This is a genomic window from Kitasatospora sp. NPDC054939 (genome assembly GCF_053610105.1).
Genome location: NZ_JBSGXP010000203.1, coordinates 1 through 12,331, shown reverse-complemented (window position 1 = coordinate 12,331; position 12,331 = coordinate 1). Strand labels below are relative to the sequence as shown.

At 76.5% G+C, this 12,331-nt stretch carries 6 protein-coding genes and 3 tRNA genes; 6 read left to right on the top strand and 3 right to left on the bottom strand.

Annotated elements, in window-relative coordinates:
* Nucleotides 1–63: 63 nt before the first annotated feature.
* Nucleotides 64–3,522, bottom strand: a complete 3,459-nt coding sequence (locus ACWGB8_RS35615; protein WP_452217805.1) for a PAS domain-containing protein — start codon at nucleotides 3,520–3,522, stop codon at nucleotides 64–66.
* Nucleotides 3,523–3,700: 178 nt separating this feature from the next.
* Here ACWGB8_RS35615 and ACWGB8_RS35610 point away from each other — a divergent pair.
* From ACWGB8_RS35610 to ACWGB8_RS35600, 3 genes are all read left to right on the top strand, one after another.
* A tRNA-Ser gene (locus ACWGB8_RS35610) sits at nucleotides 3,701–3,791 on the top strand.
* Between the two features lie 273 nt (nucleotides 3,792–4,064).
* Nucleotides 4,065–4,140 (top strand) — tRNA-Arg (locus ACWGB8_RS35605).
* Between the two features lie 37 nt (nucleotides 4,141–4,177).
* A tRNA-Arg gene (locus ACWGB8_RS35600) sits at nucleotides 4,178–4,253 on the top strand.
* A gap of 48 nt (nucleotides 4,254–4,301) precedes the next feature.
* Here the strand turns inward: ACWGB8_RS35600 and ACWGB8_RS35595 are convergent.
* On the bottom strand, nucleotides 4,302–5,507 hold the full coding sequence (locus tag ACWGB8_RS35595; RefSeq protein ID WP_452217804.1) for a globin domain-containing protein: 1,206 nt from the start codon (nucleotides 5,505–5,507) through the stop codon (nucleotides 4,302–4,304).
* A gap of 13 nt (nucleotides 5,508–5,520) precedes the next feature.
* Nucleotides 5,521–5,937, bottom strand: a complete 417-nt coding sequence (locus ACWGB8_RS35590; RefSeq protein WP_452217803.1) for a globin domain-containing protein — start codon at nucleotides 5,935–5,937, stop codon at nucleotides 5,521–5,523.
* A gap of 328 nt (nucleotides 5,938–6,265) precedes the next feature.
* On the opposite strand from ACWGB8_RS35590, the gene ACWGB8_RS35585 reads away from it, so the two are divergent.
* From ACWGB8_RS35585 to ACWGB8_RS35575, 3 genes are all read left to right on the top strand, one after another.
* The gene (locus tag ACWGB8_RS35585) at nucleotides 6,266–9,685 is read left to right on the top strand and encodes an Ig-like domain-containing protein (RefSeq protein ID WP_452217802.1); all 3,420 of its coding nucleotides are present in this window, start codon (nucleotides 6,266–6,268) and stop codon (nucleotides 9,683–9,685) included.
* Between the two features lie 227 nt (nucleotides 9,686–9,912).
* Complete coding sequence (locus ACWGB8_RS35580; protein WP_452217801.1) at nucleotides 9,913–11,250, top strand: SPFH domain-containing protein; 1,338 nt, start codon at nucleotides 9,913–9,915, stop codon at nucleotides 11,248–11,250.
* Nucleotides 11,247–12,293 (top strand): C40 family peptidase, encoded by a 1,047-nt coding sequence (locus tag ACWGB8_RS35575; protein WP_452217800.1) that lies wholly within the window; start codon nucleotides 11,247–11,249, stop codon nucleotides 12,291–12,293. The genes ACWGB8_RS35580 and ACWGB8_RS35575 overlap by 4 nt, the downstream gene beginning before the upstream one ends.
* Nucleotides 12,294–12,331: the final 38 nt, after the last annotated feature.

The following is a 12,331-nucleotide window of genomic DNA, read 5'->3' as shown; positions in this document are numbered from 1 at the left end:
GCCGGGTGCACCGCGGTGCACCCGGCCCTCCGTCGTAGCGGCTGCGGCTTCGCCGACGCGGGGTCAGCCCGCGGCGGCCACACCCGCTTCGCCCATGGCGCCGAGCCGGCCGAGCAGGTCGACGATCCGGCCCTGGACGTCCTCGGTGGTGGCCCGCTCCGCCAGGAACAGCACGGTCTCGCCGGTGCGCAGCCGGGGCAGTTCGCGCGGGTCGAGGTCGACCGAGGTGTAGACGACCAGCGGGGTGCGGTGCAGCCGGTCGTTGGCGCGCAGCCAGTCCAGCAGGCCGACCCTGCGGCGGCGGATCTGGAACAGGTCCATCACCACCAGGTTGGGCTGCACGCTGCTGGCGCGGGCGACCGCGTCGTTCTCGTCGGCGGCGTGCTCGACGTGCATGCCGCGCCGCTCCAGGCTGGCGATCAGTGCGGCGGCGATGTCCGGGTCGCCCTCGACCAGCAGGACGCGCGGCGCGTGGTGCTCCCCGTCGCGGGGGGCGAGCGCGCGCAGCAGGACGGCCGGGTCGGCGCCGTACGCGCTGTCCCGGGTGGCCTGGCCGAGGCCGGCGGTCACCACGACGGGCACCCGGCTGTTGAGCGCGGCGGTGCGCAGCGACTGCAGGGCCGTCCGGGTGATCGGGCTGGTCAGCGGGTCGACGAAGAGCGCGGCCGGGAAGCCCGACACCTGGGCGTCGACCTCCTCGCGGGAGCGGACGATGACGGGCCGGTAGCCGCGGTCCTCCAGGGCCTGCCGGGTGGCCGGGTCGGGCTCGGGCCAGACCAGCAGCCGGCGCGGCTGCCCGTCCAGGCCGGGGGAGACCGGTGCGGGCCGGTCGTCCCGCGTGGCGGCGGGCAGCTCGGCCATCGGGCGCGGGGCGGTGCGGGCCTCCACCGGGGCGGGTCCGGGGGCGGGTGCGGCCACCGGGGCTGGGGTGAGCGGGCGCGGCGGGGCCAGTTCGCCGAGTCCGGTGCCGACCGGGCGGGGCGGCTCGGGCTCGGCCGGGGCCGGGACGGCGGGCAGCGCGGGCAGGGCCGGCAGCGCGGAGGCGGGGGCCGGCTCGGCCTGGGGCGCGGGGTCGGCGTCGTCCGGCGGTACGGCCAGTCGGCGGCGCCGACCGGTGGGCGCGGTGGGCGGCTCGGGCGCGGCGGGCGCGGGCCCGGTGGGCAGCGCGTGCTCCAGTCCGGGGTAGAGCGGGAGTCCGGGCTCGGGCAGGCCGGGGAGGGCGAGGCCGCCGGAGGAGTCCTCGGCGGCGGGCAGGGCCCGGCGGCGCCGGGAGGGCCGGGGCTCGGGCTCGCCGTTCGGTGCGGCGGCCGGGGCGTCCACGGGGGTGCCGCCGGCCGGGGTGCCGTCGCCGGTGGCCGGGCCGAGGGCGATCGGGCCGCTGCCGACCGCGGTGGGCGGGGCGGCTGCGGGGGACTCGGGGGCGGCCGGGGCTGCCGCGGGGGCGTCACCGGTGGCCGAGGGGCCGGGGCCGAGGGCGATCGGACCGGACGGGTGCCCGGCCTCGACCGGGACGGCGTAGGCCGTTCCGGAGCGGCCGTCGTCCTTGCCCCAGGGGTCGCTCTGCGGGGTCTCGGGGGCGCCGAGCGACCGGCGCCCGTACGCGGCGTCGTTGCCGGTGCCGTTCCACTGCTCGGGGACGGCCCGCTCGACCCGGGCGGGGGCGTTGGGCCACTGCTGCTCGGCCGGGCCCTGCTCGGCGGGCTCCGCGGCGGGGGCCTGGCGGCGCCGGCCGCGCCGCTCGCCGGCGTTCTCCGCGGCCGGGGTCCCGGCGGCGTCGGCGGCCGGGGCCGCGGGGGCCTCGACGGGTGCGGGGTCCTCGGTCTCGGCGGTGGCCGGGAGCTGCGGGATGCCCGGGAGTTCGGGTAGGACGGCGCTGTCGGTCTCCTTGGGCCGGTCGGTGCGGCCCTCGGCGCCGGCCCGTTCGGCGGCGGCCTTGGCCGCGGCCGGGTCGAGGGGCAGCTCGACCACGTACGTGGTGCCGGCCTTGCCGGGCAGCTCGTGCGGCTGCAGGACGCCGCCGTGCCGCTCGACCACGCTGCGGGCTATCGGCAGGTGGACGGGGCTGCCGCCGCGGCCGGGGCCGCGGATCTCGATCCGGGCGACCTCGCCGCGCTGGGCGGCGGCCAGCACGACGGCGGGCGTCTCGTGGGCGGCCGGGGGCAGCGCCGGGGTGCCGGGGGCGTCGAGGCCGGGGGAGGGGGTGGCCGGGGCGGCGTCCAGCGAGAGCGCGACGCCGCTGACGTCGGCGACCAGGTGGGCCAGCGCCTGGGCGAGCCGCTTCTCGTCGGCGATCACCTCGACGGCGGCGGCGTGCACGGAGAACCGCACCCGGCCCGCGCCGACCAGTTCGCCGGCCTGCTCGACGGCCAGCCGGACGACCCGGTCGAGCCCGACCGGGACGCGCTCGGGGGCCTTGCCCTCGCCGTGGCCGTCCTTGCCGTCGGCGGTGGAGCCCTCCTCGGAGCGCTGGTGGGCGAGGACGCCGTCGATCAGCCGACCGAAGCGGCGGCATTCGTCGGCGAGCCGGCGCAGCGTCCAGTTGGCCTCGGGCCAGAGCTGGCCGGCCGGGTCGGCGGCGAGTGCGTCGATCCGCCGGTGCAGTGCGGTCAGGGCGCCGCCCAGCTCGCTCTCCAGGACGGCGGTGAGGTGCTCGTTGCGGGCGACCAGGGCGAGTTCGCGGGTGCGGTCGGTGAAGGTCATCACCGCGCCGACCAACTGGTCGCCGTCCCGGACGGGGGCGGTGGTGAGGTCGACGGTGACCGGCCGGCCGTCCTTGCGCCACAGCACGGTGCCGCGCACCCGGTGCTTGCGCCCGGAGGTCAGGGTGTCCAGCAGCGCGGACTCCTCCAGCGCCAGCGGGGTGCCGTCGGGCCGCGAGTGCTGGATCAGCGGGTGCAGTTCGCGCCCGCCCAGCTCGCTCGCCCGGTACTCCAGGATGTGCGCGGCGGCCGGGTTGACCAGGACGCAGCGGCCTTCGAGGTCCACGCCGAGCACGCCCTCGGCGGCGGCCCGCAGGATCATCTCGGTCTGCTTGTGCTGGCGGCGCAGCTCCGCCTCGACGCCGAGCCGGCCGGAGAGGTCGCGGACGAGCAGCAGCAGGAGGTCGCCGGCCGCGGAGGCGCGCGGTGTGTCCCGGTACGGGTCGTACGGGACGAGCGGGGAGAGCGCGTAGCCGCGGCCCTCGGAGCCGCCGTTGTCGTCGGCGAAGTCGTTGCCGGAGACCTCGACGGGGAAGGCGGTGCCGTCGGTGCGGCGGGCGGTCATCCGGACCGGCCGGTCGAGCGCCTCGTCCTCGCGGGTGGCGGGCCGCATCGAGCCGGGGATCCGACTGGGGTCGAACTCGGGCAGGAGGTCCAGCACGCCCATGCCGACCAGCGAGGTGCCGGGGGCCTGGAGGGCCTGGACGGCCGCGGTGTTGGCGTCGACGACCGTGCCGTTGCTGTTCACCAGCAACAACGCGTCGGGCAGGGCGTCGAGTATGGCGGCGAGGCGAGCAGTGCCTCGGATCGGCCTGCTGCTCACGTCGACAGGTCTCCTCGGTTCGGGGCAGCTCCTCCGGAGACGGCAGTATCTCATTCTTCTTTGCGGCGGGGACGACCCGCCCAGTATCGTTGGCGGTGGTTGGTGCCGGGCCCCTCGGGTGTGGCATCATCACTGGCACACGGAACGGATCCGCCGTACGGGTTCCGGTCCTTGTGGAGGAGGCTTCGCCTAGTCCGGTCTATGGCGCCGCACTGCTAATGCGGTTTCGGGGTTATTCCTGATCGAGGGTTCAAATCCCTCAGCCTCCGCCGACGAGCCCCGCCGACGATCACGTCGGCGGGGCTCTCTGCATGTCCGGGGAGGCCGCGCCCGGGAGGGTCCGGCCGGCAGGCCCGGTCGGCGGGTGCCCGGGCAGCCCCCGGAGCGGGTGGTCCGGAGCGGGTCCGGCGCAGGCCCGGGGCGGGTCCGGGTGACGGGGCGCGGGCCGGCCGCGGGGGCCCGGATCAATCGATTTCGCCCCGCGTCGCAGGTCATGTAATGTTGTCCCCGCACCGCCCCGGTGGCACTGTTCACCAGGGCGAGCGCTCATAGCTCAACGGATAGAGCACTTGACTACGGATCAAGAGGTTGCAGGTTCGAATCCTGCTGAGCGCACCAACCCTCCGCAAGACCGGGTCCACCAGGGCCCGTCCTTGCGCTCATAGCTCAACGGATAGAGCACTTGACTACGGATCAAGAGGTTGCAGGTTCGAATCCTGCTGAGCGCACCATCGGGGAAGCCCCCGGCCAACGGCCGGGGGCTTCCTGCGTTCCCGGGGTCACCCGAGCTCGGTCCGGTTGATCCAGGGCACGTCCCGCTGGTCGAGGAACCACTCGGAGGAGGTCAGCGGCCGGGCCCGGTTGTGGGTGGCGGGCACCGGGTCGTGCCGGATCAGCTCGGGTTCGGCGCCGAGGTCGACCAGCAGGTCGGCGAGCGCGGGGGCGAGGTCGCGCGGTCCGCTGAGGTGGACGTCCCAGCCCGCCCAGCCGCCCGGCCCGGCCCGTTCGGTCAGGGCGTCGCGGACCAGTTCGGCCCCGCCCTCGCGGGTGCCGCCCGGCTCGGGGGCCGCGAGCAGCACCTCCAGCCGGGGGCTGCGGGCCAGCAGCCGTTCCACCGCCGCCAGGTCGTAGTGGTCGGCGTCGCTCCGGGCGGCCAGCACCACGAGGGCCCGGCGGGCGTCGACGGCGCCCTGCTCCAGCACGGCCTTGATCTGGCCCCAGCCGGTCCCGCCGGCCACCGCGAGCAGCGGGCGGTGCGAGCCTGGGTCGGCGACGGCGTCGCCGAGCGGCGGGCCGAGCCGGACGAGTTCGCCCGGCAGCACGTCGTTGACCAGCGGGGTGGAGAGCAGCCCGCCCGGCACCCGGCGCACGTGGACGTCCAGGCTGCCGTCCCGGCGCGGGGCGTTGGCAATCGAGTACGGCCGCCAGACCCGGGGCGCCCGCGGACTGGAGAGGGTGAGGTACTGGCCGGGGGCGAACGGGTACGGGTCCCGCGGCGCGAGGGTGAGCACGGTGATGTCGGGGCCGGCCCGGCGGCGGGCGGCGACCTCGGCGTCCCACCAGGCGGGGGTGCCGGCCGGGACCTCGGCGGCGGCGGCGATCATCGCCTCGGCGATCACGGTGAACGCCTCGGTCCACGCCTTCTCGATCTCCGGCGTCCAGGAGTGCCCGGAGAAGTGCCGCAGGGCGGCGATCAGACTGGCCCCGACCGCGGGGTAGTGCTCGGGCGCGGCCTGGAACTTGCGGTGGTCGCGCCCGAGCGCGCGCAGATAGCCGGTGAGCCGCTCCGGGCTTTCCAGCCGCAGCACGAGTTGGGTCAGTGCGGCGAACAGCCGGTCGTGCTGTTCGGCCATCCCCTCGGGGAAGAAATCCCGGACGCCGGGATTGTGGGCGAACAGATGGGCGTAGAAGTACGTGGCCAGGTGGTCGGCGCGGCGCTCGACGACGGCGAAGCTGGCGCGGACGAGCGCGGGATCGAAGGGCACCGCGTCGGCACCGTCAGTCGGACCGGGCGGCGGTGAGCGCGTCGCCCATCACGTCGGTGACCACCCCGTAGACGGCGGCCCACGACTCCTCGGTCTCCGGCGACCAGGCCTCGCCCGCGTAGTGCTGCAGGGTGGCGATCAGGCTGGCGCCGACGGCGGGGAAGTGCTCGGCCAGGGCCCCGTACCCGGCGTGCCGACGGCCGAGGTCCTGCAGGATGCCGACCAGGGTGTCGGTGTCCTCCAGGTGGGTGACCAGGGCGCCGAGGGCGGCCCAGAGCCGGTCCTGCTGTTCGTCCAGGTGGGCGGCGAAGAGGCCGCGGACACCGGGGTTGTGCTCGAACAGGTGCCGGTAGAAGTACCCGGTCACGGCGGTCCCGTGGGGTTCGACGACCGCGAAACTGCTCTTGATGAGAACGGGGTTGATGGTCACGGGCCCCGACTCTACTGAGCGGCCCGTCAATTCGAACAGGGTATTCCGGGGAATGCTCGAATACTGGCCGGTACCGGATGGTCGGAATCACCGGCAATCGCGCGCTATCACCCGGACGTGCCGCCTAATGGATGAAATGCGTCCCTTTCGGGTACATCCCGTCTTGCCGGTCGGACGACCGCCATTCGGGTGGGATACGGGCAATTGAGTCAGTGTCACAGTATGGGCGGTCAGGGACCGTGATTCCGTTTTGTCAGATCTTGTGTCCAGTAACCCTGTTCAGCTCAGCCCAGACTGCCCAGGCAGCCGAGACCGAAGGAGAAGCCGGATGAGCCGACAGTCCCCCCACCGCGCCGCGCCGGCCGTCCCCGCCTCGGAACGCTGCCGCACCACCCGGCGCAGAACGGCCGCGGCCGGCACCGCCGTCGCCCTGTCCGCCGGCCTGCTGGTCGCCTGGCAGCCGCCGTTCTCCGCCGCCCGGCAGTCCCCCGACTCCTGGCAGGACGAGCGCCGGGCCGTCCTGCCCTCCGGCCTCTCCGTCCGGCTCGACTTCGCACCCTCCCCCGGGGTCTCCGTGGCGGCCGAGCCGGGCGAGCTGTCCGACCGGGCCGGCGGCGGGCGGGCCGCCGCGCTCTACTCCGACGGCCTGCGGCCCGGAGGCCCGGCCCAGACCTTCCGGATCGCCGAGGAGCGCCCGGTGCCGGACGGCTCCTGGCACACCGCCGGCACGCTGCAGCTCACCTTCTCCCGGCCGGTCCGCAACCCCCGGCTGCACCTCAGCGGCCTGGGCGGCACCGTCAGCGGGAAGGCCGGCACGGTCGCCCTCGCCACCCGACTGACCGTCACCGGTGGTTCCCCCGCCGCCCCCGCGCTGGTCAACCGCACCGACTGGCCCGGCTGGACGGTCGCCGGCAACGCCCTCGCCCCCGCCGACCCGGACGGATCCGCCGACGCCGGCACCGCCTCCGCCGCCGAGGGCAGCCTGGAGCTCGCGGGCACCTTCCGCACCGCGGTCTTCCGCGTCGAGCAGCGCGCGACCCCCCGCTCCGGCAAGGGCGAAGCGGCCGACGGCCTGCTCCACGCGTACACCGTCACCCTCGACGAGGCCGTCGGCACCGCCCCGCAGAGCTACGGCAACGCCTCGCACCTGGTGTCCGACCTCTACCTCGGCTCCGACGCGGCCACCGCCCCGGCCCGGCTCGCCCGCCGTCCGTACGCCACCACCGCGCCCCCGAGCCCCGACGCGGGCGGCAACGGATCCGTCCGGGTCGGCGGGGGCGAACCGCTCGTCCAGCTCGACCACGGCGAGAGCCGGCGCAGCGTCTGGGCCAGCCCGGCGCCCCAACTGCAGCCCGGACGCGACGAGTACCAGGGCGCCGACCCCGCCATCGACTACCCCGCGGACGCCGCCATCGGCCGCTACTACCGGCTGACCGTCCCGGTCGCCGTCGGCGGTGCCCCCGCCACCCTGGCCGGCTGGGTCGACTTCGACCGCAACGGCCTCTTCGACGCCACCGAGCGGGTGCAGACCGAGATCCGGCCCGGCGCCGACACCGCCCTGCTGGAGTGGACCGTCCCCGCCGGCGCCGCCGCCGGCGAGACCTGGGCCCGGCTGCGGCTCGGCCGCGAGACCTCCCAGCTCGTGTCCTCCGGGGGCTTCGCCGACTCAGGGCAGGTCTCCGACCAGCGGATCCGACTGACCGTCGGCGCCCCCCGGCCCGAGATCGCCGCCCCCGTGGACGGCACCACCGTCGCCGACGCCCGCCCCCAGGTGCGCGGCGAGGGCGGGGTGGCCGGCGCCGTCGTCGAGATCCGCGACGACGGGACGACCGTCTGCCGGGCCACGGTGGAGCGGGCCGGCGGCTGGTCCTGCCGACCCGACAGCCCGCTCGCCCCCGGCCTGCACACCCTCACCCCGGTGGAGACCACCAGCGGCGGCGTGGTGCTGCACGGCCAGCCGATCCGGATCGTCGTGAAGACCGCGCCGCCGGCCGCCCCCGTCCTCACCCTGCCCGAGTTCACCAACGACCCCGGCCTCCAGCTCACCGGCACCGGCGAGCCCGGCAGCACCGTCTCGGTCACCGACCGCACCGGCGAACTGTGCAGCACGGAGGTCCGACCGGACGGCGAGTGGTCCTGCCTGCCCGTAGAGAACCTGACGGACGGCCGCCACCAGCTCACCCCGGTCGCCGTCGACGACGCGGGCAGCCGCACCCCCGGCCGCCCCGTCCAGCTCGTCGTCGACACCGTGGCCCCGGCCCGGCCGCGGCTGACCTCCCCGGCCGCCGGCGAGACCGTCCGGGTCGCCCGGCCCAGGCTGACCGGGCGGGCCGAGAGCGGCGCCAAGGTGATCGTCACCGCCCGGGCCGTCGGGGCCCCCGCCTCCTCCGCCCCCGAGCGGATCGTGCTCTGCGGGACGACCGCCGCCGTCGACGGCAGCTGGACCTGCACGGCCAACCGCGACCTGGTCGACGGCGAGCAGTGGCTGACCGTCACGGCGACCGACCCGGCGGGCAACAGCGCCCTCGGCGACGCGGTCGCCGTCCACGTTGCGGCAGCGGTGCCGACGCCGGTCGCGACGCCGGTCGCGACGCCGGTCGCGACGCCGACGGCTTCGGCGAGCGCTTCGGCGGCGGTTCCGGCAAGTGCGTCGGCTTCGGCGAGCGCTTCGGCTTCGGCCTCGGTGAGCCCGACGGCGAGTGCCTCGGCTTCGGCGAGTGCCGCGGCCTCCGGCTCCGCAGGTGCGTCGCCGACTGCATCGGCTGGGGTGACCCCGACGGTACGGCCCTCGGCCTCGGCGTCCTCGGCGGCGCCGACCGCGGCCACCGCCACGGCGACCGTCACGCCCTCGGCTGTTCCGGCGGCGGCATCGGCGTCGGTGACCGCCGGGCCGGTCGAGGTGCCGGTCGAGCCGCTGCCGCCCCTGGTGCCGGGGTTGGTGCCGATCGTGGTTCCGCCGGTGGTGCCGGCGCCTGGTAGCTCGCTCTCCGCGGCGCCGTCCTCCGTCCCGCCCGCCACGGCCACGGCGACCATCGCCCCCTCGGCTGCTCCGGCGTCGGCGACGGCCTTGCCGTCAGCGTCGGCGTCGGTGACGGCCGGGCCGGTCGAGGTGCCGGTCGAGCCGCTGCCCCTCGCCGTCCCCGGCCTGCTGCCGATCGTGGTTCCGCCGGTGGGTCCCGCCGAACCGGCCGCGCCGCCCGCCCCTGTGGTGCCCGGCACGTCGCCCTCCGCGGTGCCGTCCTCGCCCCCGGCCCCGTCCCTGTCGGCCCCGGCCCCGTCCCTGTCGGCCCCGGCCCCGGCCTCGGCCTCGGCCTCCGCGTCCCCCTCGCCGGCCCTGTCCCCGTCCGCGTCGGTCCCGCCGTCGCGCCTGCCCGCCCCGACCGGGTCGCCGTCCCGGTCGGGGTCTCCGTCGGCCTCGGTGTCGGCTCCGACATCGCCGACCGGGTCCCCCGCCACCTCCCCGAGTGCCACCGCCTCCCCGAGTGCCACCGCCTCCCCAAGTGCCACTGCCTCGCCGGGGGCGGGGGCGGGGGCGGCGACCACCGGTCCGGCGGAACCGCTCGGCCTCGCCGGGGCCACCGACCCGGCCCGGACGCCGGCCGCGCCACCGGCGGCCGGTGCGGCGGCGGAGCGGCCGGTACCGGACAGTCGGCGCACCGGACTCCTCGGTGTCGTCCTGCTGCTGGCCGCCCTCGGCCTGATGGCCCACCGGGTGCTCGCCCGGGGGAGCGGCCGACGGCGGCGCTGACCGCCGTCGGCCCCGGACTGCAAGCCCACCGACCCGCCCCGAACCGCCACGACCATTCGCCCATGTGCCTGCGCGTCAGTCGGACCTCGGACGATTCGTCAGTAAATGTCGACACGCAATATCCCTAAATGTCGCATTTGATGACGTATGAACTTAGCCTGACTCTGGCACTGCCCGTCAGATCCGGGCCGCCCGTTGCGCGACACACCGACCCCGAGGATCCGTGCATGGACGTCACCCGCGATTCTTCGCAGCGACCCGACCACCCGACCCAGCCGCTCCCCCAGCCCGTCCCCCCGGCGCCCGCCGAGCGCACCGCCTCCGGCGCGAGCCCGCTGGCCCGGGCGGGCGGCCCCGCCGGCTCGGCGGCCACCCGCATCGCAGTCGGCCGGGCCCAGGACGGTGGCCGGGCCTGGGACGGCGGCCCGGCCGCCGCATCGAGCGCCGTCGGCGCGGTCGACCTGCGCGACCCGCTCGAAGCGGCGCCCGAGCCCGTCCACGCGCAGGCGTACGAGCACGCCCACGCGCAGGCCCGCGAGCACCCCCACGACCCCGCGCCCGCCGGACCGCTCGCGGCGACCACCGCCCGCCGGCCGCCGCGGGTCGACCCGGTGCTGCGCGAGCACCCGGCCGTCGCCCTGCCCGGCTGGATCGCTGTGCTGGCCCTGCTGGCGGGTACGGCCGCGGTCGTCCTGGTCCTGCTGCGCGACGGCGTCGTCCCGTACTGGGACGTGCTGCCCGACCTGCGCAGCGGCGCCGTCCGGGCGGGTGGGCCGGCCGAGGTCGGCGGGCGGTCGGTGGCCTCGGTGGCCACGGCCGGACTGCTGGTCGTCGGCGCGCTGGCCGGGCTGCTGGCCAACGCGGGCGGCGAGACCCGGGTGCTCACCCGCTGGGGCCGTTACCGGGGCACCGTCCGCCGCACCGGCCTGGTCTGGGTGAACCCGCTGCTGCGCCGCCGCCGGGTGGACGTCCGGCTGCGGCACTGGCGCAGCGAGCAGGTCAAGGTGGTCGACCGCACCGGGACGCCGATCGTGGTCCGGCTGCTGATCGTCTGGCGGGTGAAGGACACCGCGCGGGCGCTGCTGTCGATCGCGGACCACGAGAACTACCTGCGCGAGCAGGTCCAGGCGGTGCTGACCCGGACGGCGTCCACGCTGCCCTGCGACAGCAACGCGGCGCCCGGCCCGGCACTGCGCGACGGGCAGTGGTTCGCCGACGAGCTGACCCGGGCGCTGGCCGCCGAGGTCGCCCCGGCCGGGCTGGAGGTGTACTCCGTGCAGCCGCTGGCCCTGGACTACGCACCCGAGGTCGCCGAGTCGATGCGCCGCCGCCGGCTGGCCGACCTGGACGCCGGCCTGCGCACCGTGCTGGTCGACGACGCGGTCGAGGCGGCGGCGCTGGCCGTCCGCCGGTTGGAGCGGGCCACCGCCCACGAGTTGGACGAGGCCGCCCGCAGCGCCCTGATGGAGCAGTTGCTGGTCGCTTTCGTCGCCCCGGCCGGAGTGGCCGCCCAGGTACCGCCCCCGGCCGTCCGGGCCGGGCGGAAGGAAGGACGACCGGCATGACGACCGGCACCACGACGACGGCCGACGGCGCCGATCGGGGCCCGGACCCCGACGGCGCGCTGCTCGGCTTCGAGGAGTTCGTCGGCGGCATCCCGCCGCTCGCGGGCTGCGGCTGCCCGGCCTGTGCGGCGCGGCCGCGCACCGCCAGGCCCGCCGCGACGGGCGGGGCCGGTCGAATACACCGCGCCGTGCGGAACACCTGCCTGGCGACCACCGTGCTGGCCGGTGCCGGTGCGGTCGGCCTGACCGCCGGTGCCGGGGCCGCCCACGCGGCGCCCGGGAAGCAGGGCTGGGACGGCTCCAGGTACTGGTTCAAGAACGCGAAGGGCGAATGGCGCTACACCGCCCACCGCGATGTCTACCTGGCGCGCACCGGCCAGTCCGGCGGCGGGGCGACGAAGCCGGCGGCCTCTGCGGCCACCGCCTCCACCGCTACCTCCACCGCCACCGCCACCTCTGCTCCCGCACCGGCTGCCGGTTCCTCCGGGGCCTCCTCCGGTGGGATGAAGCAGGGCTGGGACGGTTCCCGGTACTGGTTCAGGAACGCGAAGGGCGAATGGCGCTACACCGCCCACCGCGATGTCTACCTGGCGCGCACCGGCCAGTCCGGGGGCGGGGCGACGAAGCCGGCCGTGCACTCCCCCTCCTTCTCCTCGGAGAAGGCGGCGGCGCCGTCGGCCGGGCGCACCGAGACCGCCGTGCAGTTCGCGCTCGCCCAGCTCGGCAAGCCGTACGTGTGGGGCGGCGACGGGCCGGACGGCTACGACTGCTCGGGGCTGGTCCAGCAGGCGTTCCGGCGCAGCGGGATCGAGCTGCCGCGGGTGGCCGACGACCAGTACGCGGCGACCACGCCGATCACCAAGGGGCAGCTGCGCCGCGGTGACCTGGTCTTCTGGTCGGACAGCGGCCGGGCGTCGGGCATCCACCACGTGGCGGTCTACCTGGGCGGCAACAGGTTCGTCGAGGCGCCCCGGCCGGGCCGGCCGGTGCGGATCTCCACGATCAGCAGCGGCTTCCACCCGACCCACTACGGGCGCCCGTAGCGCAGCACGCGAGTCGGCGCCGTCCACAGCCTGTGGAC